Below are 20,677 nucleotides of genomic sequence, written 5' to 3'. Positions count from 1 at the left end.
CGTTTCGGTGCTGTTGATCAGCAGGAGGGGGTTACGGCAGGGCGCCGGCTCGCCGCAGCACGGCGACGGCCGACGGGAACGCGCTGATCGCCCGCTGGAAGTCCGCGGGGACGACGATGCGCCAGGCGTTGGCGGCGACGTAGCAACGCAGCGCCTTGTCCCACCGGGTCGTGCCGGCGGCCTGTTCGGCGGCGTGCAGGGCGGCGGCACCCTTGTTGTAAGTGGTGAAGTAGTAGCGCTCGGTGTCGGCGCCGTAGGACTCGACCGAGCTGTCCACCCGCCCCGGGGCGTTGAGGGCGCCATCATTCGGCGCATCGTTGTCGATGCGCTCCTCGGTGTACTGGGCGAACGCCTCGTCCAGCCATGGATGCAGGGATTGGGAGTCGCCGACCATTGCGTAGAAGTACTGGTGCGCCGTCTCGTGCACGGCCACCAGCCGCGAGCCGTCGAGCATCAGGATGGAGCTCGGGTACTCGATGCCGCCCCCGCCCGCGGGCAACCGGGCCACCGACAGCGACGGGAAGGGGAACGGTCCGAGCAGCGTCACCAGCGACCGGATGGCGCGCGCGAATTCGGGCACCAGCGAATCGCGGATGCCGGTCGTGTACGCGCCAAGGCGCAGCTTGACGCCGTCGACGACGGTGTCGGAGACCGCGAACGGGCCCACCGAGACGCTAACGTCGCGGGCCGAGTCCAGGTGCGAGCGCCAGGCGCGGGCCCCGGTGGAGCGCGGCGGGTCGGCCGGGTTCCCCGAAGCGATGACGGTGTCCCGGCCCGGGGCGACGACCGTCAGGTCGACGTCCATGGCCTCGCTGGTGGCGCTCTCGGCCGTGACGTCGATGAGGTCCTCATCGTGCCAGCCGTAACCGCGCTGCCAGGCAAGCAGGGGCTGGGCAGATGCGAACCACGCGTAACCGTCGGTGCGCCCGAAACGGTCGAAGGACTCCTCGCCGAGGGTGACTGTGAACGCGATCGTGGCGTTGACGGTCGTGCCGGCCGGGACGGGCCGCGCGAACGGGAGGTGCAGCAGGCCGCCCTGGGTGGCGGGGTCGGCGTTGGCCGCGGACAGCGTGAACCGGCCGCCGCCGTGATCGGCGGTTGCCGACTGGACGACGATCTTGTTGCCCTGGCGGACGGTCGGCTTGGTGTTCGCGGTCAGCCGGAAGACGAGTTCGGTGATCTGCTTGTCGGGGGTGAAGGCGATCCGCTCGAGACCGGTGACGGTGGTCAGGTCGGTCGAGACGGTGAAGGTCAGTTTCATCCGCGGCCGGTTCGGGTCGGGTGCGGCGTAGCTCGCCGGGCAGGCAGCGGTGGTGCCCGACGACGGCGGCGACGCACTGGGCGTCGCCGACGCCCGAGGCGCAGGCGAGGCCGAAACAGATGCCGACCCGACCGCACCCTGCCCGTCAGTCGTCGACGTGCACGCGCTCAGGCCGCCGAGCGCGACGATCGCCGCGCCGAGCGCGACGGCTCGTCTCAGGCCGCCTCGGCCGACCACGCGGCGCCAGTTCTCTGCTCGGAGTCGATGATGTCGACGATGATCGGCGAGGCGAGCTTCTCGACCTTGCCGCCGACCAGCGGCACCGAGGCCTTGAAGTCCGCGGTGATCCGAATACTCGAGCCGCCCGTGGCGGTGGGCACGACGTCGATCCGCCCCTTCAGCGAGGTCGGCGCACCGTGGAAGTCGACGGCCAACGTGGCCGACCGCGCGCCGACGGAATCCTCCGCCGGCGCCCAGGTGATGAGTTCGGTGGACGTCATGCCCTCGGGCAGCAGCTTTCGCAGCAGCGACGGGAAGCCCACGGTGGGCAGCTTGCGGCGCGTGCTGATCTCGGTGGAGCCGTCGTCGAGCGGCGTCACCCGCACCGACCAGCTGAGCGCGCCGGCGTCCTGGCACTTGCGCTCCTGAAAAGCCGGGTCGCACGACATGGCGACGGCCTCGTCGGGTGGGATGTCGTAGGTCATCGTGCGCTCGATCTTCATGCGGCTCCGTTCGCGACGACGGGCGGCCGGGTGACGACACGGGCCTTGGCCATGACGGTTTGCCCGTCGACGGAGGCCGTCAGGTCGACCTCGACCAGGCCGTCCTCGCGGACCTCGCGCACCGTGGCCTCGACGTGCAGCACGGCGCCGTCGGGGTCCGGGACGGCGACAGGGCGGGTGAAGCGCACGCCGTACTCGACGACGCTGCCCGGGTCGCCGGTCCAGTCCGTGACGACCCGCGCCGCAGTGGCCATGGTGAACATCCCGTGCGCGATAACGTTCGGCAACCCCACCGAGGTCGCAACGCGCTCGTTCCAGTGGATGATGTTGAAATCCCCCGACGCGCCCGCGTAGCGGACGAGGTCGGCGCGGTGGATCGGAAAATCCCGCGCCGGCAGGACATCTCCGCGGGCGACCCCGGACACAGCGGTCATGCTCCCTCCTCCGTCGGTCGCTGACTGCGTGCTGGCCACATTGATGACCTCGCAAGCTCGGTCATGCCCCCGGCCCCCGCACGACGATCGTGGCGTAAGCGGTGCTGACCAGTTCGCCGTCGACGGTGCGCACCTCGGTGTGGTTGGCGATGATCTCGTTGCCGCCGGCGACCCGGATGCCGTCGATCGTCAGCGCCGCGGTGATCTTGTCGCCGGCCACCAGCGGCCGCTCGTGCACGAAGCGCTGGTCGCCGTGCACCACCCGGCTGAAGTCGACCCCGGCCGCCGGGTCGAACAGGAACGCGTTGCCTGCATTCATCGTCAGCACGATCGGGAACGTCGGCGGCGCGACGATGTCGGCGTGGCCGAGCGCGCGGGCCGCGTCGACCGAGCGGTAGGCGGGGTTCGGATCGTTGATCGCATCGGCGAACTCGCGGATCTTTTCGCGATTGACCCGGTAGGGCTCACTCGGTGGGTACGTGCGTCCGACGAAGGACTGATCGACAGGCATGGATCGAGATTACGCAGCGGGCTAGCTCTCGTCGGCGGAAACCCGGTCGAGCACGGCGAACGGCGTCGGGCCGTTGCCCTCGACCCGGGGACGTCCCCACGGGTCGACGTCCGACAGCCTGGTCCGGACGCTCGCGTGCGGGGTGCGCAACACGACCTCCCGGACTCCCCCAGCCAGCAGCGCCGCGACCTCGGGCGACGCGGCTACCCGGCCGTACCAGCTGTAGTGACCGCTGATCGGATCGAAGTGGCCGCCGAGCGTGAGCTCGACGGCGATCACGCCGTCCTGCGTGATCAACTCGCCCGGCCCGCGATAGCCGTCCTCGCCAGCGGGTGCGTCAGACATTTCAGACCTCCACGGTCCCGAGGGTCGGCGCGCCGACCGGCAGCGCCTCGTCGTAGCCGAGCTGGATGCCTGCGTCGCGCGCGGAGCCTTCGAGCATGTGCCAGACCCCGGTGCTGACGATCTCGGTGAACGCCTCACGCGACATCGTGCGGTGCTGGAGCCACCAACCGCCGCTGGCCTCGACGAAGCCGACGATGCCGTGGGCATGGGGTTCGGCGACGCCGCTGGACATGCCGAAGTAGACCATCACGAGCTTGAGCAGGGCAGCGACCGTATCGGCCAATGTTTTTTCGACGGACTCGAGCGACGAGGCGTCGGTGCGATTGCGCAGGAAGTAGTACAGGTTCGGGTGCTCGTCGAGCCAGCGCACAATAACGCTGATTGCGGCGTGGATGATCTCGTGCGGGGTGCTCTGGGGCGTCAGCTGCAGCTTCGGCATGACCCCGTCGAGCACCTGCTGTACTGCGTTCTCGGCGATGGCCTGGCGTAGGTCGTCGCGGTCGCGGAAGTAGCGATAGAGCACAGTCCGGCTGACGCCGGCTTCTTCTGCGATCTGTTCGGCTGAGGCAACGGCGCCATACAGGTCGATGGCGCGAACGCCGGCGTCGACGAACGCTGCTCGCCGTTCGGCGCGGTGCTGCGTCCAGCGCAGACGGCGACCGTCGGTGGGCGTCAGCTCGCGGGTGGGGGAAGTGAGGGAGTTCCTCGTCATGACACGGCTCCTTTCCGACGAGCATTTCGCACCGGCTGCGAAGCTTCGTCGGATATGTGTGACAGGTCCGAGTCTAGACGCGTTCTAACCGTCACATCATGTAACGCGACAAGACAGAACAGGCCCCGCCGTGAATGGGCGGGGCCTGCGTCGGTCAGACGGAGCGCGGTCAGCGCGTCTCGCGGTGCTCGGTGTGCTTGGTGCAGTTCGGGCAAAACTTGTTCATCGCCAGCCGGTCAGGGTCGTTACGACGGTTCTTGACGGTGATGTAGTTGCGGTGCTTGCACACCTGGCACGCCAGGGTGATCTTCGGACGAACGTCGGTGGCTGCCACGGTCGGAGCCCTTCCAGTCAGTGGTGCATTACGTGAGGTGTAGCGAGGGCGGGACTTGAACCCGCGACACAACGATTATGAGCCGTTTGCTCTACCAGCCTGAGCTACCCCGCCCTGGAACTTGCACGTCTGCCCGGGCATTCCCGGGGCCTACGCCGAGCCCCCTTACGGAATCGAACCGTAGACCTTCTCCTTACCATGGAGACGCTCTGCCGACTGAGCTAAGGGGGCCTTCGAGCACGTGCGACGCCCACTCGCAACAGCTCGTGGCGCCAGCGGGTCAATCTACACGACGCACCCACCCGCTCCCGACACCCGGAATCGGGCCAAGCGGCAGCCTGCGGACATGAGTCAGGCCGCCGAACGGGGGGGTCGGCGGCCTGACCAGCTCAGTATGCCTGGCCTGTGCAAACGCGCAACACAGCACCGGCAAGCCCGTTGCGCACGCAATCAGCCAGTCGTAGGTAAAATCGGTCTATGACCCGAACGCGCACTGTGCACGTCAGGCCGTCACAGCTACCAGCTCCAGTTCTGCATCACTGCCACCTCACTCCGCATTCCACTGAGTTTCGCCGAATCCACTGAGCTTTCCGTTGGGAATGCAGCTGAATCGCTGCGATTCAGCTGCATTTATCACCAACTCCAGTTCCGCATGGAGGCTCCTTCCGGTAGCGTTTTGCGACAGGCCGGGCCTCAGGAAGAGGGGCTCGGTGGCACAGATGGCTTTGGGGGGCAAGTAGCTTCATGATTCCCGCTGGCCAGTTCACTCCTCGTGAACCGCTGCGCACGCTGCGTTTCGGCACACGCTGGGTGATCTGGACGCTACGGCCCGCCGGCATCGCCTTCCTGCTTGCAGTCGAAGCGGTAACGCTGCTCGCGTCCGTCGTCGTGGTCGGCCACACCTCGGGCGACCTCGCTGCCTGGGCCCGGCTGGGCCTGCTCGTCGTGCTGTCCGTCATCTACGCCGAGGTCACCGATCGCGTCGAGCGGATGTGGGTGTGGCTGCACACCGAGCGCGGCGCCTGGATCGGGCAGAGTTCCATCCTGCTGTTTGCCGGAGTGCTCCTCCTGCCGACATGGGCCGCACTTGTCCAGTGCCTGCTCATGTATGCCCACATCGGGATACGTAACAAGCGCTACTCCACAGCACCTGCACACCGATGGGTCTGGACGGGCACGACCGTGCTGCTCGCCACCCTCGCGTCCTCGTACACCTTCCACGCTCTCGGTGGCGGCCTCGAACACGTTGACGTTGTCGATCTGCTGGCGATGGTGGTCGGAGCGCTGATCTACAGCGGCGTCAACCTGACGGTCCTGCTCGTCGGGATGTACCTCGCCCTGCGCCCGCCAACGGTGCGCGAGCTGCTACCGGCTCGCAGCGAGGTCTCCTACGAGTCGGCCAAGCTGCTGCTGGCCGTGGTCGCGGCGGCATTGCTGGAGCACACTCCGCTGCTGGCCCCTGTCGTGCTGCTGTTCGCAGCTCTGCTGCACCGCAGCACCCTCGTCGGCGAACTGCGCGCGATGGCCTCGACCGACGCCAAGACCGGGCTCCTCACCTACCGGGCGTGGAGCGAACAGGCAAACGGCTCGCTCACCCGGTGCCAAGACGCGGGCCGACCGGCCGCCTTGGTGTTGCTCGACCTCGACCACTTCAAACAGCTGAATGACACCTACGGGCACGCCGAGGGCGACCGCGCACTGGCCGCGATCGGCGCGATCCTCGCCGAAGAGGTCCGGGCGCAGGACTGCGTCGGGCGCTACGGCGGCGAGGAGTTCGTGATCTTCCTGCCTGGCGTCGGGGAGGAGCGGGCCGTCGAGATCGCGCATCGCCTGCGCGATCGCATCGCCGGCACGACGGGCGGGGCAGCCGTCACCGGCTCGTTCGGCGTGGCAGCACTTGCTCCGGAGCTGGGCACCCTCGAGCAACTCATCGACGACGCCGACACGGCGATGTACCGGGCCAAGGACCGCGGCCGCAATACCGTCTGCGCGGCCTCCGCCGCCTGACCCCTTCCTCGAACAACTCGGGGCCGCAGATGACAACGAGCCCGCCGGGCTGATGCCGGGGGCTCGTCGTCCGGTGGCGGGTGTTGGGTTTGAACCAACGTAGGCTGAGCCGGCGGTTTTACAGACCGCTCCCTTTGACCACTCGGGCAACCCGCCTTTGGTCGTGCGCAGAAGAGACTACCCGAGCCGCGGTACTACCTTGGTGCAGGTACCGCTCGCCCGTTGGAGGTAGTGCAGCATGGCCGATCCGTCGTTCGACGTCGTCAGCAAGATCGACCGCCAGGAGGTCGACAACGCCCTGAACCAGACCGCCAAGGAGCTCACGCAGCGCTTCGACTTCCGCAATATCAACGCCTCGATCGAGTGGGCCGGCGAGCTGGGCGTGACGATCAAGGCCGACACCGAGGACCGCGTCAGGGCCGCCCTCGAGGTGTTCAAAGAGAAGCTGGTCAAGCGCTCGATCTCGATGAAAGCCTTCGACGCCGGCGACCCGCACACGTCCGGCAAGGGCTATGCGATCACCGGCACCCTGCGCCAGGGCATCGACAAGGACAACGCCCGAAAGATCGTCAAGCTCATCAAGGACGAGGGTCCGAAGGGCGTGCAGGCGGCGATCCAGGACGACCAGGTGCGGGTGTCGGCCAAGAAGAAGGACGCGCTGCAGGACGTCCAGGCACTGCTCAAGGGCGCCGACCTCGACTTCCCGGTGCAGTTCGCCAACTACCGCTGAACCATCGCGGCGCGCGCACCCTCTTTCTTGGTGATCAACAGCGCTGAAACGTCGTGAGACGACGTTTCAGCGCTGTTGATCACCGAAGGGGGTTAGGCGGCGACGGAGTCGGCAGACTGCTCGGGCCGGCGCCCGGCACGCTGATGGCGGACGCCGTCGACGCTGAGCACGATGAGGGCAACCCAGACCAGGCAGAACCCGACCAGCTCGGTGCCCGGGACGTCCTCGTGCCGGATGCCGACGCCGACCGCGAACTGCAGCACCGGAGCCAGGTACTGCAGCAGGCCGATCACCGACAGCGGCAGGCGGCGGGTCCCGGCCGCGAAGAAGAGCAGCGGGACCACGGTGATCAGCCCGAGCCCGGCCAGCAGGAACGACGTCGGGGTGCGGGTGCCGAACACGAGGTTGCCGTTAGCAGCGATCGCCGCGATCGCGATCAGGGCCGGGACGATCTGTACGCCCGTCTCGACCGCCATCGACTCGACTGCGCCGGCGTTGGCCTGCTTCTTGCAGAAGCCGTAGAGGCCGAAGGAGAACGCAAGGACGAGCGCGATCCACGGCAGGTGCCCGTAGTCGACGGTGATGATGCCGACGGCCACGACCCCGATCGCGACGGCGACCCACTGCGCCCGTCGCAGCCGTTCACGCAGGAAGATCACGGCCAGCAGGATCGTGATCAGCGGGTTGATGAAGTACCCGAGGCTGGTCTCGACGACGTGACCGGAGTTGACCCCGTAGACGTAAGTGCCCCAGTTGCAGGTGACGAGCCCGGCGGCCAGGGCCAGCAGCACGAGCTGACGGCGGTTGTGCAGGATCTGCCGGACGCCGGTGCTGTGCCCGCCAACCCGGAGCACGACAAGCATTACGATCAACGACCACGCCATCCGCATGGCCAGGATCTCGATCGTCCCCGCCGGCTTCAGCAGCGGGAAGTAGAGCGGGAAGATCCCCCACAGCAGGTAGGCCGACGCGCCGTAGACCAGGCCCTGCCGCTCGTCGTCCACGTTCGTCACCCTACGGAGGCCGACCATCCGGTTGTCGGCGGTCGCGACCCGGGCCAGCAGATCGCTTCGTCCGGATCCGGCTACTTCACGCTGGCAATTTCATGTCAATTCTGTGTTAGGTAGTGACTTAGGTCCCGAGCCGTGTCACTCTTCACTCATGTACTCGACGCGAACTTCCCCCGAGTGGCGCGACGACATTCCCCGGTCGTTCAGCTTGACCACCATGCCGCCCCACTTCCCCACCGTCCAGCACCGCCGCCGACGTCTGACCGCCACCGTCCTGCTCCCCCGCTTGGCCTCGCTCACCGCACGTCGGTAGCGGCTCAGCGCAGGTAGCGCGGGTCCGAACGGGCCATCTCCTCGAGCCGTGCGATGCGCTTGTCCATCGGCGGGTGGGTGGAGAACACCGAGCGCAGGTTGCCGAACGGGTTGGCGATCATCATGTGCGACGCCGTCTGCAGCCGTGGGGTCTTCATCAGCGGCACGGCCGCCGTCCCCACCTCGAGCTTGCGCAACGCCGAGGCCAGCGCCAGCGGGTCGTTGGACAGCTCCGCCCCGGACTGATCGGCCTGATACTCCCGTGAGCGGGAGATCGACAGTTGGATGATCGACGCCGCCAGCGGGCCGAGGAAGATCATCAGCAGCTCGGCGAACGGGTTGCGGTCGCGGTCGCCCCCGCCGAAGAAGATGGCGAAGTTGGCGAGCATCGTGATGCCTGCCGCGAAGGAGCCGGCCACGGACGAGATCAGGATGTCGCGGTTGTAGACGTGGCTGAGCTCGTGGCCCAGCACCGCCCTCAGCTCGCGTTCGGTCAGGATCTGCAGGATCCCGGCGGTGGCACATACCGCCGCGTGCCGTGGGTTGCGTCCGGTGGCGAAGGCGTTCGGTTGGGCAGTCGGTGAGACGTACAGGCGCGGCATCGGCTGGTGGGCGGAGTTGGCCAGTTCACTGACGATGCGATACATCGCCGGCTGCTCGACCTCGCTGACCGGGCGCGCCCCCATCGAGCGCAGCGCAATCTTGTCGGAGTTGAAGTAGCTGTAGGCGTTGACGGCCAGGGCGAGGACCAGTCCGATGATCAGCCCCTGGCTGCCGGCGAGCACTCCGCCCACGACGACGAGCAGGGCGCCGAGTAACCCGAACAGCAGGGCGGTTTTCAGCCCGTTCTGTACTCGGTGCATGTGGATGGAACGTCCAACGGGCCCGTTAGGGTTCCGAGGCATGAGCGCCATCGACCAACTCGTAGCCAACAACCAGCGTTACGTTCAGGTCTTTCCAGGGCCCCGCCCGCTCCACCCGAAGCTGAAGCTCGCGGTTGTCAGCTGCATGGACTCGAGATTGGACTTGTTCGAAGCGCTCGGCCTGGAGATCGGCGACGCGCACCTGCTGCGCAACGCCGGTGGCCTGCCCACCGATGACATGCTGCGTTCGTTGGCCATCAGCCAACGCGCCCTCGGCACCCGAGAGGTCGCGGTCATCCATCACACCAATTGCGGGATGAACGGCTTCGACGACGAGGCGTTCCGCTCAGAGCTGACGATCGAGACCGATCAGCGCCCGCCGTGGAACACGCCCGGCTTCACCGACGTGCACGATCAGGCCCGCCGCTCGCTGGACATCGTCCGCGGCTGTGGCTGGCTGCCGCACCGCGACAACGTGCGCGCGTTCGTGTTCGACGTCGACAAGGGGCTGCTGATCGAGGCGACCTGAGCAGGTCAGGCGACGTTCTCCTGCCAGCGGAACGAGGCCATCAGCCGTTCGACGCGCTGATCCAGCTCGGCCGCGAGGTCGTCCTCAACCACGAATTCGGCCAGCAGTGCTAACCGCTGCTCGCCCGGCGCGGGCATGACGTAGCGCCGCGTACCCGGCTGCGGGTCGAAGTCGAGCAGTTCGCGCGCGGTCGAACCCGGCGCGACGGCCCGGGTGTCGAGGTCGTCCTTGTCTTCGATGATGCCGACGGTGAGCGCACCGGTGGCCTCGCGAATGTCTTCCTCCACGACCATGGTGCTGAGTACCGCGAGCAATGGGGCGCCCTCGGCCTCCTCGGGCATGCCCGCCTCGCTGGGGCTGACCACCAACCAGTCACGGCAGTCCATCTCGAATGCCGGAAGCACCATATCGGCCATGACGGACTCCTGAGGCTCGGGACGTTGATCTCGCTGACTGAACCACGGTGTACCCGGTACCTGCGGTTCGATCACGACGCGGACCAAACGGACACCGGCTCAGACAGCGATGGCAGTGACACGCCACACGGCGCAACCCGACGTTCCTGTACGTAGACTGTCGAGGTTGCGATGCTAGATGTTGCCAGCGTGTTTTCCAGCAGGTGCCGCGACATCGCGAACTCGACGCACGGAGGCAGTGCAGCGCATGGCGAAGAACGTCGAACAGCTCGATCAGGTCGTGATCCGGATCGCCGGCGACTCCGGGGATGGCATGCAGCTGACGGGTGACCGGTTCACCCAGGAGACGGCGGTCTTCGGCAACGACCTCGCTACCTTCCCCAACTTCCCGGCTGAGATCCGCGCACCACAGGGCACGCTTGCCGGTGTCTCGTCCTTCCAGGTGCACTTCGCTGATCACGACATCCTGACCCCGGGCGACCGACCAGACGTTCTTGTCGCTATGAACCCGGCGGCGTTGAAGGCGAACCTGGCCGACATGGGCAAGGGCGGGACCCTGATCGTGGACACCCGCGACTTCACCACCCGCGCGCTGGCCCGGGTGGGTTGGTCGTCCAATCCTCTCGAGGACGGGTCGCTGGACGGGTTCCAGGTGCACGCGGTCGACCTCACCCAGCTGACGCTGGATGCCCTTGAGGGCACTGAGCTGTCCCGAAAGGACGCCGGCCGAAGCAAGAACATGTTCGCGCTGGGCCTGTTGTCGTGGATGTACTCGCGTCCGGTCGAGGGGACGTTGGAGTTCGTGCGGACGAAGTTCGCGAACAAGCCCGACATCGCCGACGCCAACATCGCCGCGTTCAAGGCCGGTTACCACTTCGGGGAGACGACCGAGGCGTTCGGCGTCTCCTACGAGGTCAAGCCGGCCACCGTCGCCCCGGGCACGTACCGCAACATCCCCGGCAACCTCGCCCTGGCCTACGGCCTGGTCGCCGCCGGTCAGCGCTCGGGGCTGCCGGTGTTCCTGGGCGCGTACCCGATCACGCCCGCTAGCGACATCCTGCACGAGCTGTCCAAGCACAAGCGCTTCGGCGTGCGGACGTTCCAGGCCGAGGACGAGATCGCCGGCATCGGCGCCGCGCTCGGGGCGTCCTTCGGAGGGGCGCTGGGCGTCACCACGTCCTCGGGTCCGGGAATCGCGCTCAAGGGCGAGACCATCGGGTTGGCGGTGTCGCTGGAGTTGCCGTTGGTGATCATCGACGTGCAGCGTGGTGGCCCGTCGACCGGCCTGCCGACCAAGACCGAGCAATCCGACCTGCTGCAGGCGATGTTCGGACGCAACGGTGAGGCGCCGGTGCCGATCGTGGCCCCGCAGTCACCGGGTGACTGCTTCGACGCCGCGCTCGAGGCGGCCCGGATCGCGCTGACCTACCGCACGCCGGTGTTCCTGCTGTCCGACGGGTATCTGGCCAACGGTTCCGAGCCGTGGACCGTCCCGTCCGTCGATGCGTTGCCCGACCTGCACGTGGACTTCCAGACCGAGCTCAACGGTGAGCCGACCGCCAACGGCGGGGCGGGCGAGTACCTGCCCTACCTACGCGACCCGGAGACGCTGGCCCGCCCGTGGGCGGTGCCCGGCACGCCGGGTCTGGAGCATCGCATCGGTGGGATCGAGAAGGCCGACCGCACCGGCAACATCTCCTACGACGCCGACAACCATGACTTCATGGTTCGCACCCGGCAGGCCAAGGTCGACGGCATCGCCCGCTCGCTGCCGCCCATGCAGGTCGAGGACCCGTCCCACGACGCACGAGTGCTCGTGCTCGGGTGGGGTTCGACGTACGGACCGATCGGGGCGGCGTGCCGGCAGGTCCGGGCCGCCGGGGCGTCGATCGCGCAGGCCCACCTGCGGCACCTGAACCCGTTCCCGGACGATCTCGGCGACATCCTGGCCCGCTACGACAAGGTCGTCATCCCCGAGATGAACCTGGGCCAGCTCGCCACCCTGATTCGAGCGAAGTACCTCGTCGACGCACTCTCGGTGACGCAGGTGCGCGGCATGCCGTTCAAAGCCGACGAGCTGGCCGAGATGCTGCTCGCCGCGATAGGAGCATGAGATGGCTACCCCGGACCTGGGTCTGAAGGCCAAGGATTTCAAGACCGACCAGGAAGTCCGCTGGTGCCCCGGCTGCGGCGACTACGCGATCCTGGCCGCGGTGCAGGGTTTCATGCCCGAGCTCGGCGTGCCCAAGGAAGACATCGTGTTCATCTCCGGGATCGGCTGCTCAAGCCGGTTCCCGTACTACATGAACACCTACGGCATGCACTCCATCCACGGCCGGGCTCCGGCGATCGCCACCGGCCTGTCAACCTCGCGGCCGGAGCTGTCGGTCTGGGTGGTCACCGGTGACGGCGACGCTTTGTCGATCGGCGGGAACCACCTGATCCATGCGCTGCGCCGCAACGTCAACCTCAAGATCCTGCTGTTCAACAACCGCATCTACGGCCTGACCAAGGGTCAGTACTCCCCTGCGTCCGAACTCGGCAAGATCACGAAATCCTCGCCGATGGGCTCGATCGACGCGCCGTTCAACCCGGTCTCGGTCGCGTTGGGCGCCGAGGCCACGTTCGTGGGGCGGACGTTGGACTCGGACCGCAAGCATCTGCAGGGCGTGCTGCGCGCTGCGGCCGATCACCAGGGCACCGCGCTCGTCGAGATCTACCAGAACTGCAACATCTTCAACGACGGTGCGTTCGACGTCCTCAAGGACTCCGAGACCCGCGACGACTGGACGATCCGCATGGAGCACGGCCAGCCGCTGCGTTTCGGCGCCGACGGATCGAAGGCCGTGGTTCGCGACGAGTACGGCGCGCTGTCCGTGGTGGACGGCGTGGCCGAGGGCGACCCGCGCGTCGTCATTCACGACGCGCACCGCGACGACCCGTCCTACGCCTTCGCCCTGTCCCGGCTTTCTTCGGGCACGCTCGCCGCTCCCGACGGTGGCGCCTACGCGCCGATGGGCGTCTTCCGCGACGTCGCTCGGCCCGTCTACGACACCATGATGGCCGACCAGCTCGACGTCGCTGCCGCGAAGGCGCCGGGCGACGCCGCCGCTTTGCAGCAGCTCATCGCCGGCGCCGACACCTGGACCGTCGACGCCTGAGGCTGTGGAAAAGCCCCGCTGGACGCGACCTGCTGCGGCATACTTCCGATGACCGACGGGGGTGACGCCATGAGTTCGCTGACGTGGTCCGGCGACCTGCTCACGCTCGAGCAGTGGGACGCGCTCGGCGACGATGACGCCTACCGCTGGGCCGAACTGGTCGAGGGGGTGCTGCAGATGAGCCCGACACCCTCTGTGCGGCACCAGAGAGCGATGTTCGTGGTTGCGCAGCAGTTGGAGTCTGCGCTGACCGGCCACCCTGCCGTCACGGTGTGCGACATCGACGTTGTGCTCAGCTCGAGCTTCCCGCCAACCGTGCGCCAGCCGGACGTGGTGGTGGTGTCGGCGACCACGGTAGCCGGCCACCCCAAGCGGCTGTCGGCCCGAGACGTCCTGTTGGCGGTCGAGATCATCTCGCCCGGGTCACGACGGATCGACCGCATCATGAAGCTGGCCGACTATGCCGACGCGGGAATTCCAAACTATTGGATCCTCGACCTCGACGGGCCGGTGGCGCTGGATGCGTTCGCGCTCACCGACGGCCGTTACGAGCCGGTGGCGCAGGCCGCGACCGGCCGGATCGCGCTGAGCAGTCCCGTCCCGATAATTCTGGACCTCGACGCATTGGCGCCCTAGACCCGCGCCGGGAGACGGTCAGCTGCGCTCGTTCAGCAGCTCGGTGATGATCTCGGGCAGGCGCATGGCCTCGTTCTTCGACACGCACGCCGCAATACCGATTCGATTGGCTTGCGCCACGACGCTCTCGTCGAGGTAGGCGCTGAACAGGACGATCACCTGGTGGGGGTGGTCGGCCAGGATGCGGGCGGCGACCTCGAGACCCGTCATACCGGGCATCTGGTTGTCGAGCAGGATCACGGTAGGTATCGGCGGCGGGTCGAGCTGGCTGATGACGCGCAGCGCGTCAGGCCCGTCGACCGCTTCGCCGGCCACGACGATCTCGGAACCTTCGAACACGGCGCCGGCCAGGAAGCGCATGTCCGGCTCGTCGTCGACGATCAGGACGGTGCTGCCCGTTGCGGTAGGGGCCATCACTGGGGGGTCTCGCTCTCGCTAGGTGGTGCTAGAAACTAGTTACACACTGACGGGCTCGTGAGCGTGCTCGTGCTGCGCAATCGGGAGCTCCACGATGAACGCAGTACGCACGCCGGGGTCACTTTCGCACCAAATCCGCCCATGGTGGGCTTCAACCACAGTACGGGCTATGTAAAGACCTAGGCCCGTTCCGGTGACCGCATCATCGCTGCCGCGGGAGAATTTTTCGAAGATCCGCTCCTGCGTGTCGGCGTCCACCCCGGGGCCGTGATCGATCACCGACACCCGCACCCGGCCCGGCTCGTCCGTCCCGGCGTCCAGAACCTCGGTCTGCACGGTGACAGGCTCGCCGGCCGGGCTGTTGTTGCGGGCGTTCTCGAGCAGGTTGCCCAGCACCTGCTGCAGCCGGTCGGGGTCGGCGTCGACCCATACCGGCGCGGTGGCACCGGTGATCACGACCCGGCGGGTCGGGTCGACGTCACCGGCCGCGGCGACCGCAGTGCGGACCTCGGAGCCCAGCTCGATCCGTGCGAAGGAGTAGCCGAAGCGCCCGGACCCGATTGTCTCGGCGTCCAGGACGTCGCGGGCCATGGCCTGCAGCCGCCGCGCGTTGGCGACGGCGCGCTGCACAGTTTCGAGACGGTCGCTGTCGCTGAGCGCCGGCCAGTGGTCGACGGTCGTCTGGAGGAACCCGAGGATGCCGGCGACCGGCGTGCGCAACTCGTGCGAGACGACGGACACGAACTCGGCCTGCGAGCGGTTCAGGGCCCGCAGCCGCTTCTGCTGCTCGCGGGCATCGCGCAGGCGGCGCATCAGGATCGTGAACAGCAGCAGCCCGACACCGAGCAGCAACAGCACCAGGATCAGCCCGACCTGCTGCAACGGACCGGACAGCGCCTTCTCGAACTGCCCGCTGTCCTCGCGGAACACGATCCGCCAGCCGATGCTCGGCACGTCGGCAGACACCACGATCCGTCCGTCGACATGTGCAACGCCCTCAGGGAGCGTGCGGTAACGGTCGTTCTCGACCGGGCGGCCGAGACCACTGGGGCGAGTGTCGGCCACGACCGTGCCGCGGCTGTCGATGAAGTACCAGGCGACGCTCGAGGCGGTGTTGTCGGCCAGCTTGGCGATCTCGGTCTCGAACGCGGACGTCGCGCTGATGGCTTGCTCGAACACCAGGGCGCCGCGCACACCCTTACCGTTGGCGCCGCGGATGGCGACGACGAAGTCGTACTTGGGCAGCTCGGTGGTGAGTCCCGTTCTCGTCGCAGGCAGGACGAACGCGGAGCGCGCGACCAGCCGCTGCTTCACCGACGCCCACCCGCCGACGGGCGAGTAGCTGCTTCCCAGAACGCCGGGGCGCAGCAGCACTCCCGCAGTAACCGAGCCCTGCGCGTTGACCAGGAAGAAGCCGGACTGCGCCGCTGGGTCAACGGCGTAGCTCTTGAGGATCCGGTTGTCACTGGTGCTGTCGGGCGTCAGCTGCCAGGACGCGGTTCCGAGCCCGCTTGCCGACGTGAGCTGCGCGGCCACGCGGGCGTCGAAACTTGAGGCCGTGGTCTGCACCTGTTCCAGCTTCGCGCGGGTCAGCGCGTCGACCCCACGGTTCGCGGCCGTGCGCAGGAGCACCACCACGCTGATGGCGACGGCAACCACGACGGCGGCCGCGATGGCCGGCACCACGCTGTCACGAGAACGCGACATCCATCCTCCCCTCATCGACGTCCGCATCCGCGTCCGCGTCCGCGTCCGAATCGACCGGAGCACGCAGCTCGATGACGGGGAAGGCGACGACGAAGCGTGCTCCCCCGCTCGGCGCATCTTCGACGGCCACGCGGGCGGTCATCGCGGCGGCATACTCGGCAACGATGGCCAGGCCTACGCCGGCCCCACGGGTGCGGGTGACGGCGTCGCCCTTGCCGCGGTAGAAGCGACTGAACACCCGTTCGCGATCGGCCAGCGCCACGCCGGGGCCTTCGTCGTCGACGATCAGGACAGCCTCGTCGGCGTCGACGCGCACCGTCACGGTGATGCGGGTGCCGGCCGGGGAGTACTTGGCCGCGTTGCCCACCAGGTTGATGACGATGCGCTCGAGGGCCGTGCTCGACCCACGCACGACGGCGTCCTCGGTCGCGATAACGAGCTCGAGGGTGTGTTTGGCGGCGATCTCGGTCTGCTCCGCAAGGATGCGGGCGACACCGGCACCGAGCTCGATGGTCTCGTCGCCTATGGTCGGCAGGCCCCGCTCCAGGCGGGAGAAGTCCAGCAGCTGCTCGATCAGCGCGTCGAGGCGGCGGCCGTTGACCATCACCCGCTCGACGAGCGGCTTCGACCGCTCGGTCGGCAGGGTGTCCCACTGCTCGAGCAACAGGCTGGAGAAGCCGACGATCGCGGCCACCGGCGTGCGCAGCTCGTGCGAAGCCGTGGCCAGGAAGACGGTCTTGAGTTCGTCGACCGCGTTCAACCGGGCAAGCAGTTCCTGCTGCCGGGCGAAGGCCTCGGCGTTCGCCAGGGTCGAGCCCAGCAGCTCACCGACGGTGCTGAGCGACGCCAGCTGGTAGGGCCCGAGCGGCGGACCAGCGACGACGCGCAGCATGCCGAACACCCGACCGCCGCGGGCCAGGGCGACGGCGAAGGTCTCCCCCGTCTCGAGCCGTTCCGGACGGACCGGGCTCGGCGCCACGCTGGTGTCCGGCGGCGTGCCCCACCCGAAGACCGCGCGTTCGCCGAATTCGCCGCGCGTCGACAGGCTCAGCCCGGCGAGCTCGAGGCGGTCGACGAGGTGCACGGACACCTCGGGGATGACGTCGCCGATGTCCAGGCTGCGTTGCATCATCGGCGCGAGACCGGTGACGACGGCGCGGTCGAGCTCCAACAGGTGGACCTGCTGCTCCGACCTGGCCACACGCAGCAACAGCCACGTCATCACCCCGCCGAACCCGCCGAACAACGCCAACAGCAGTGCCGCCCACAGCCACGAGGTGCCGGGCACGCCCGGGTTGGGCCGCCACACCTCGACGCTCCACCCCGGCGCCGACCTCATCTGCAGGTCGACGGCGAAGCTGCGGGCGCCGGCCGGGGCCGCCCGCGGGCTCGCGGCGACCAGCCGGTCAGGCCCGGACACGGTGATCCCACCCGAGCTCGGCCGAAGCTTGGACAGCGTCGAGGTCAACTGCACTGGCACGACGCGGTAGGCGACGATCGTTTGCCGACGCGATGCCGTATTGGCCGGTTCGGCGCCGCCCCGGTAAACCGGCACCACGATGCTCACCGGTCGCGCTTCATCGTCCAGGGTCGCGGTGCCGCTGTCACGGGCGTTGACGGCAGCGTCCGGCGAGATCGGGGCCCGAGCGACGTCGGCGGCGGCATACACCCTGCCGCCGGTCGTGGCGGCCGCGGTCCGCTGGTCGACCAGCTCCGTGCGGACGGTATTGGCGTCGGTGGCGACGTCGGAGCGGATGGCAGCGTCGGCCCGGGTGCGCGCGTTGTCGCGCCCGCTGCGCACGACTAGGGCGGCCACGACCAGGCCGATCAGCAGGGATACCGCGACGGCGAGCGCGAGTCGCATTCGCTGGGCGGGGGTCAGCGGCACAGCCGGACAGTAACCCGGTATAGGCGCTACCAACAGTAACCAAACAGCCCGAGTCGCGCCTCACGCCGTAATTGCGGCCCGAAGTGTCCGTAGATTGCCTTTTGGTAGGAATCGAATTTCGTGCTGTGCCGCCTGCCGGACGAGGTCGGCGGACTGGTAGTTGCTGTAGATCACCAACCGCAGGTCTGGACGTTCGGCACGCAGTCTCAGGGCAGTCTCCAGGCCTGTGGGCCCCGGCGGCATGCGGTGATCGAGCACGACGACGTCGGCGGCGAACGAGTCGACCAGCCGGCGGGCTGCGTCGCCCCCGGTCGCGCCGATCACCTCGTGGCCCTCGAGGCGCAGGTCGAGCAGCAGCAAGTCGAGGGCGTCGGGGTCGTTGTCGGCGATGACGATGCGGGCCATTGGCGGTCAGCCACTCACCGGCTGACGTCGAACCAGACGACCTTGCCGCCGTTCGTCGGAACCCAACCCCAGTCCAGGGCCAGGGTCTCGAGAATGGCCATGCCCCGCCCGGACGCCTCGTGGTCCTGGGCGGTGCGTGGCGCCGGGGCCGTCGGGTCGGCGTCGAAGACCTCGACGTGCACCCGGTCGTCGAACAGGCGCACGCCGAGTTCCGGTGCGGTGCTGGTGTGCACGATGACGTTGGTGACCAACTCGCTGACCAGCAATGCGACGGTCTCGAGCACGCTGCGCTCGCCCCAGCTCGACAGCGTGTCGACCGCGAAGCGACGGGCGCGGGCCGGGACGGTGGCGTCGTGCGCGACATCGACCAGACGCGAATAGCGGGTGAGCGAGCCGACCACGGAGTCGAGCAATTCGCCGGCCTGCAACAGGTCGTCGACCAGCGAGCTGGCCGGCGCCCCCTTGCGGACGTAGGCGGCGGCGCCCGCCGCGAAGGCTCGTCGGTGGTGATCAGGCGTGTTGCTGGCCGAGAACATGACCACGCGGGTGTCCGGCGAGACCTCCCGCAACCTGGGCAGCGCACTGATGCCGTCGAGCACCGGCATCTCGACGTCGAGTACCAGCAGGTCGGGCCGCAGGGCCTCGACGAGACGGATGGCGTCCGCGCCGTGCGTGGCCTCGGCGATCAGTTCGATGTCAGCCCGGTTGGCCATGGCCATGGTGAGCAGCAACCGGATGTCGTCGTCGTCGTCGGCGATCACGACGCGAGCCGGTCGGCGCGGCACAGGCGGCACAGGCGGCGCAGGCGGCACAGGCTCGGGCGAAAGGTGCGAATCGGCCGGCGGCAGACCCGACGATGATCCGTCTAACCCATCTGTGTGGTCGGAATGTGTCACGTCGCCTCGTGTCCCCCGGGGGTCGTCGGCGCAGAGCCTACCGTCGCCGCGGCCCGTCGTAACTCACCTCGTTGCGCGACCAGATGCGTGGACCGTCAGACGGGGGTGACGCGCCCGTCGTCGTCGAGGTAGCTGTCCAGGTTCGGGGGTCGGTAGTGCTGGTCGCGTTCACGACGCAGGACGCCGGTGGAGGACGCGGACTCCGACACCGTTGACGTCGCGCCGATCGGCCGACGCCACGGTCGGGTGAGCCGGTAGAAGCTGGTGTAGGAGTTGCCGGCCGGAGCAAGCGGGTCGGGTTGGGTGGGGTCACCTGCGAAGCGTTCGTCCCACCGTCCCTGCTTGAGGGTCTCGGCGTCGACGGCCAGGCCGTGCTCGACGGCTTTGCCCACCAGCCACTCCAGCGGGATGTCCGACAGCCCGTGATGAGCGTTGCCGCCGCCGACGTCGCAGTGCACGCCGGCAAACCAGACCTGCTCGACAACCTGCGTGTCGGACGTAGGCGGCAACCACACCGCAGGCCGGAACGGGCGACGTCGCTCGTCGATGGCCAGGGCCTGGTAGGCGGCGTCGACGGTCGAACTCAGCGCAACGTCGTGGAACTGGTTGCGCCGGTTGAGGATGCGCAACCCGTTGACGGGGATGCCGAGCGCGCCGACCGTGTCCCAGACGCCGATGAATTTGATCCGCGTCTCGTAGGAGTAGGTCCGACGGAACAACGTGGCTTCGGTGCTGACCGGATGCGCGCCGCGGCTGCGGTACAGGGCGTACGCGTCCGACAGCCGATCCGCGTGCTCGGGCCGCAGGATGCCGGCGTTACGGACGAACCCCGCGGCGCTGCGGGCGGTGAACGCGCCGCGGCTGAACCCGAAGAAGTACAGCTCGTCGCCGGGTTCGTAGCAGTTGACCAGGAAGCGGTAGGCGTCGCGCACGTTGGCGGCCAAACCCAGCCCGAACGCCCCGCCGCGGAGGCGCTCGCGGCGGGTCGTCCCGACGCCGCGGTGGTAATAGGTGCACTGCTGCACACCGTCGCCGTCCTGCGGGCTCACCGCCAGCGCCAGCTTGGCGACGTTCGTCGGAGCCGGGAGTTCCATGCGCACGCCACCCGTCGACGCAGGCGCCCGCGTCACCTGGTCCGGCCGGTTCCACGTGCCGTCGCAGCACACCACAAGTCGTTTCGGCATCACGACCTCCTTGGGCCGAGATCCTGCCGTTGAGAACGCCTGCGCGGTGCAACCCGGCACCGAGTGGCGGGTTTGCAGCCGAGTGGCGGCATTGCACGTCGTGATCAGTCGGAGACGGGGCAGCTTCCTGCGCCACCCGGATATGTGAGATCTGTGTTAGGAGGACCAAGGTCCCGGGGATACCAGGACCATCGCCG

General features: G+C 68.2%; 22 protein-coding genes and 3 tRNA genes. 6 read left to right on the top strand and 19 right to left on the bottom strand.

Going from position 1 to position 20,677, the window contains the following annotated elements; all coding sequences use genetic code 11:
- Positions 1 to 31: 31 nt before the first annotated feature.
- The 9 genes from ACFFC4_RS16750 to ACFFC4_RS16710 form a co-directional block, all read right to left on the bottom strand.
- Positions 32 to 1,498 carry a peptidase M1 gene (locus ACFFC4_RS16750; protein ID WP_375502925.1) on the bottom strand — a complete coding sequence of 489 codons (1,467 nt, stop codon included), beginning with the start codon at positions 1,496 to 1,498 and terminating at the stop codon, positions 32 to 34.
- Positions 1,477 to 1,983 (bottom strand): DUF2505 domain-containing protein, encoded by a 507-nt coding sequence (locus tag ACFFC4_RS16745; protein WP_375502923.1) that lies wholly within the window; start codon positions 1,981 to 1,983, stop codon positions 1,477 to 1,479. Before ACFFC4_RS16745 ends, ACFFC4_RS16750 begins: the two co-directional genes overlap by 22 nt.
- On the bottom strand, positions 1,980 to 2,417 hold the full coding sequence (locus ACFFC4_RS16740) for a MaoC/PaaZ C-terminal domain-containing protein (protein ID WP_375502921.1): 438 nt from the start codon (positions 2,415 to 2,417) through the stop codon (positions 1,980 to 1,982). The genes ACFFC4_RS16745 and ACFFC4_RS16740 overlap by 4 nt, the downstream gene beginning before the upstream one ends.
- Before the next feature lie 61 nt (positions 2,418 to 2,478).
- Positions 2,479 to 2,928 carry a MaoC family dehydratase N-terminal domain-containing protein gene (locus ACFFC4_RS16735; protein ID WP_375502919.1) on the bottom strand — a complete coding sequence of 150 codons (450 nt, stop codon included), beginning with the start codon at positions 2,926 to 2,928 and terminating at the stop codon, positions 2,479 to 2,481.
- A gap of 21 nt (positions 2,929 to 2,949) precedes the next feature.
- Positions 2,950 to 3,273 carry a DUF4873 domain-containing protein gene (locus ACFFC4_RS16730; RefSeq protein ID WP_375502917.1) on the bottom strand — a complete coding sequence of 108 codons (324 nt, stop codon included), beginning with the start codon at positions 3,271 to 3,273 and terminating at the stop codon, positions 2,950 to 2,952.
- Between the two features lies 1 nt (position 3,274).
- Complete coding sequence (locus ACFFC4_RS16725; protein WP_375502915.1) at positions 3,275 to 3,985, bottom strand: TetR family transcriptional regulator; 711 nt, start codon at positions 3,983 to 3,985, stop codon at positions 3,275 to 3,277.
- Positions 3,986 to 4,154: 169 nt separating this feature from the next.
- Positions 4,155 to 4,319: a 50S ribosomal protein L33 gene (rpmG, locus tag ACFFC4_RS16720; RefSeq protein ID WP_375502913.1), complete on the bottom strand. Its 165-nt coding sequence runs from the start codon at positions 4,317 to 4,319 to the stop codon at positions 4,155 to 4,157.
- A 40-nt stretch (positions 4,320 to 4,359) separates the two neighbouring features.
- A tRNA-Met gene (locus ACFFC4_RS16715) sits at positions 4,360 to 4,433 on the bottom strand.
- A 44-nt stretch (positions 4,434 to 4,477) separates the two neighbouring features.
- A tRNA-Thr gene (locus tag ACFFC4_RS16710) sits at positions 4,478 to 4,550 on the bottom strand.
- 513 nt (positions 4,551 to 5,063) lie between these two features.
- On the opposite strand from ACFFC4_RS16710, the gene ACFFC4_RS16705 reads away from it, so the two are divergent.
- On the top strand, positions 5,064 to 6,326 hold the full coding sequence (locus ACFFC4_RS16705) for a GGDEF domain-containing protein (protein WP_375502911.1): 1,263 nt from the start codon (positions 5,064 to 5,066) through the stop codon (positions 6,324 to 6,326).
- A 74-nt stretch (positions 6,327 to 6,400) separates the two neighbouring features.
- Here ACFFC4_RS16705 and ACFFC4_RS16700 read toward each other — a convergent pair.
- Positions 6,401 to 6,482, bottom strand: a tRNA-Tyr gene (locus tag ACFFC4_RS16700).
- A gap of 82 nt (positions 6,483 to 6,564) precedes the next feature.
- Here ACFFC4_RS16700 and ACFFC4_RS16695 point away from each other — a divergent pair.
- Complete coding sequence (locus ACFFC4_RS16695; protein ID WP_375502909.1) at positions 6,565 to 7,056, top strand: YajQ family cyclic di-GMP-binding protein; 492 nt, start codon at positions 6,565 to 6,567, stop codon at positions 7,054 to 7,056.
- A 92-nt stretch (positions 7,057 to 7,148) separates the two neighbouring features.
- Here the strand turns inward: ACFFC4_RS16695 and rarD are convergent, their stop codons facing one another.
- Both rarD and htpX read right to left on the bottom strand, forming a co-directional pair.
- The gene (gene rarD, locus ACFFC4_RS16690) at positions 7,149 to 8,060 is read right to left on the bottom strand and encodes an EamA family transporter RarD (RefSeq protein WP_375502907.1); all 912 of its coding nucleotides are present in this window, start codon (positions 8,058 to 8,060) and stop codon (positions 7,149 to 7,151) included.
- Positions 8,061 to 8,383: 323 nt separating this feature from the next.
- Positions 8,384 to 9,241, bottom strand: a complete 858-nt coding sequence (gene htpX / locus ACFFC4_RS16685; protein ID WP_375502905.1) for a zinc metalloprotease HtpX — start codon at positions 9,239 to 9,241, stop codon at positions 8,384 to 8,386.
- Between the two features lie 40 nt (positions 9,242 to 9,281).
- On the opposite strand from htpX, the gene ACFFC4_RS16680 reads away from it, so the two are divergent.
- The gene (locus ACFFC4_RS16680; RefSeq protein WP_375502903.1) at positions 9,282 to 9,770 is read left to right on the top strand and encodes a beta-class carbonic anhydrase; all 489 of its coding nucleotides are present in this window, start codon (positions 9,282 to 9,284) and stop codon (positions 9,768 to 9,770) included.
- Between the two features lie 5 nt (positions 9,771 to 9,775).
- On the opposite strand, the gene ACFFC4_RS16675 is transcribed toward ACFFC4_RS16680, so the two are convergent.
- Complete coding sequence (locus ACFFC4_RS16675) at positions 9,776 to 10,186, bottom strand: hypothetical protein (protein WP_375502901.1); 411 nt, start codon at positions 10,184 to 10,186, stop codon at positions 9,776 to 9,778.
- A 247-nt stretch (positions 10,187 to 10,433) separates the two neighbouring features.
- Here ACFFC4_RS16675 and ACFFC4_RS16670 point away from each other — a divergent pair, with 247 nt between their 5' ends.
- From ACFFC4_RS16670 to ACFFC4_RS16660, 3 genes are all read left to right on the top strand, one after another.
- On the top strand, positions 10,434 to 12,299 hold the full coding sequence (locus ACFFC4_RS16670; protein ID WP_375502899.1) for a 2-oxoacid:acceptor oxidoreductase subunit alpha: 1,866 nt from the start codon (positions 10,434 to 10,436) through the stop codon (positions 12,297 to 12,299).
- A gap of 1 nt (position 12,300) precedes the next feature.
- Positions 12,301 to 13,347, top strand: coding sequence for a 2-oxoacid:ferredoxin oxidoreductase subunit beta (locus ACFFC4_RS16665; RefSeq protein WP_375502897.1), 1,047 nt, complete (start codon positions 12,301 to 12,303; stop codon positions 13,345 to 13,347).
- A gap of 69 nt (positions 13,348 to 13,416) precedes the next feature.
- A complete protein-coding gene (locus ACFFC4_RS16660; RefSeq protein ID WP_375502895.1) occupies positions 13,417 to 13,983 on the top strand; it encodes a Uma2 family endonuclease in 567 nt (188 codons plus the stop codon).
- An 18-nt stretch (positions 13,984 to 14,001) separates the two neighbouring features.
- Here the strand turns inward: ACFFC4_RS16660 and ACFFC4_RS16655 are convergent, their stop codons facing one another.
- From ACFFC4_RS16655 to ACFFC4_RS16630, 6 genes are all read right to left on the bottom strand, one after another.
- Positions 14,002 to 14,397 carry a response regulator transcription factor gene (locus ACFFC4_RS16655; protein ID WP_375502893.1) on the bottom strand — a complete coding sequence of 132 codons (396 nt, stop codon included), beginning with the start codon at positions 14,395 to 14,397 and terminating at the stop codon, positions 14,002 to 14,004.
- Between the two features lie 42 nt (positions 14,398 to 14,439).
- Positions 14,440 to 16,107 carry an ATP-binding protein gene (locus ACFFC4_RS16650; protein ID WP_375502891.1) on the bottom strand — a complete coding sequence of 556 codons (1,668 nt, stop codon included), beginning with the start codon at positions 16,105 to 16,107 and terminating at the stop codon, positions 14,440 to 14,442.
- Positions 16,091 to 17,995, bottom strand: coding sequence for an ATP-binding protein (locus ACFFC4_RS16645; RefSeq protein WP_375502889.1), 1,905 nt, complete (start codon positions 17,993 to 17,995; stop codon positions 16,091 to 16,093). The genes ACFFC4_RS16650 and ACFFC4_RS16645 overlap by 17 nt, the downstream gene beginning before the upstream one ends.
- A 60-nt stretch (positions 17,996 to 18,055) precedes the next feature.
- Positions 18,056 to 18,400: a response regulator gene (locus ACFFC4_RS16640; RefSeq protein ID WP_375502887.1), complete on the bottom strand. Its 345-nt coding sequence runs from the start codon at positions 18,398 to 18,400 to the stop codon at positions 18,056 to 18,058.
- A gap of 14 nt (positions 18,401 to 18,414) precedes the next feature.
- The gene (locus ACFFC4_RS16635) at positions 18,415 to 19,161 is read right to left on the bottom strand and encodes a response regulator (RefSeq protein ID WP_375502885.1); all 747 of its coding nucleotides are present in this window, start codon (positions 19,159 to 19,161) and stop codon (positions 18,415 to 18,417) included.
- Positions 19,162 to 19,391: 230 nt separating this feature from the next.
- Complete coding sequence (locus tag ACFFC4_RS16630; RefSeq protein WP_375502883.1) at positions 19,392 to 20,480, bottom strand: DUF2235 domain-containing protein; 1,089 nt, start codon at positions 20,478 to 20,480, stop codon at positions 19,392 to 19,394.
- Positions 20,481 to 20,677 lie beyond the last annotated feature (197 nt).

The organism is uncultured Jatrophihabitans sp. (genome assembly GCF_964244045.1).
In the GTDB taxonomy this organism is placed as follows: domain Bacteria; phylum Actinomycetota; class Actinomycetes; order Mycobacteriales; family Jatrophihabitantaceae; genus Jatrophihabitans.
The sequence above is the reverse complement of the archived record's forward strand: the minus strand, read 5'-3'. Positions and strand labels throughout refer to the sequence as shown.

Excerpts from the sequence above, each read along its gene's own strand:
- ACFFC4_RS16675 (WP_375502901.1), bottom strand. The coding sequence starts at position 10,186 with ATGGCCGATATGGTGCTTCCGGCATTCGAGATGGACTGCCGTGACTGG.
- ACFFC4_RS16680 (WP_375502903.1), top strand. The coding sequence starts at position 9,282 with ATGAGCGCCATCGACCAACTCGTAGCCAACAACCAGCGTTACGTTCAG.
- ACFFC4_RS16630 (WP_375502883.1), bottom strand. The coding sequence starts at position 20,480 with ATGCCGAAACGACTTGTGGTGTGCTGCGACGGCACGTGGAACCGGCCG.
- ACFFC4_RS16665 (WP_375502897.1), top strand. The coding sequence starts at position 12,301 with ATGGCTACCCCGGACCTGGGTCTGAAGGCCAAGGATTTCAAGACCGAC.
- ACFFC4_RS16695 (WP_375502909.1), top strand. The coding sequence starts at position 6,565 with ATGGCCGATCCGTCGTTCGACGTCGTCAGCAAGATCGACCGCCAGGAG.
- htpX (WP_375502905.1), bottom strand. The coding sequence starts at position 9,241 with ATGCACCGAGTACAGAACGGGCTGAAAACCGCCCTGCTGTTCGGGTTA.
- ACFFC4_RS16660 (WP_375502895.1), top strand. The coding sequence starts at position 13,417 with ATGAGTTCGCTGACGTGGTCCGGCGACCTGCTCACGCTCGAGCAGTGG.
- ACFFC4_RS16725 (WP_375502915.1), bottom strand. The coding sequence starts at position 3,985 with ATGACGAGGAACTCCCTCACTTCCCCCACCCGCGAGCTGACGCCCACC.
- ACFFC4_RS16670 (WP_375502899.1), top strand. The coding sequence starts at position 10,434 with ATGGCGAAGAACGTCGAACAGCTCGATCAGGTCGTGATCCGGATCGCC.
- ACFFC4_RS16735 (WP_375502919.1), bottom strand. The coding sequence starts at position 2,928 with ATGCCTGTCGATCAGTCCTTCGTCGGACGCACGTACCCACCGAGTGAG.
- ACFFC4_RS16740 (WP_375502921.1), bottom strand. The coding sequence starts at position 2,417 with ATGACCGCTGTGTCCGGGGTCGCCCGCGGAGATGTCCTGCCGGCGCGG.
- ACFFC4_RS16655 (WP_375502893.1), bottom strand. The coding sequence starts at position 14,397 with ATGGCCCCTACCGCAACGGGCAGCACCGTCCTGATCGTCGACGACGAG.
- ACFFC4_RS16705 (WP_375502911.1), top strand. The coding sequence starts at position 5,064 with ATGATTCCCGCTGGCCAGTTCACTCCTCGTGAACCGCTGCGCACGCTG.
- ACFFC4_RS16640 (WP_375502887.1), bottom strand. The coding sequence starts at position 18,400 with ATGGCCCGCATCGTCATCGCCGACAACGACCCCGACGCCCTCGACTTG.
- ACFFC4_RS16745 (WP_375502923.1), bottom strand. The coding sequence starts at position 1,983 with ATGAAGATCGAGCGCACGATGACCTACGACATCCCACCCGACGAGGCC.
- ACFFC4_RS16650 (WP_375502891.1), bottom strand. The coding sequence starts at position 16,107 with ATGTCGCGTTCTCGTGACAGCGTGGTGCCGGCCATCGCGGCCGCCGTC.
- ACFFC4_RS16730 (WP_375502917.1), bottom strand. The coding sequence starts at position 3,273 with ATGTCTGACGCACCCGCTGGCGAGGACGGCTATCGCGGGCCGGGCGAG.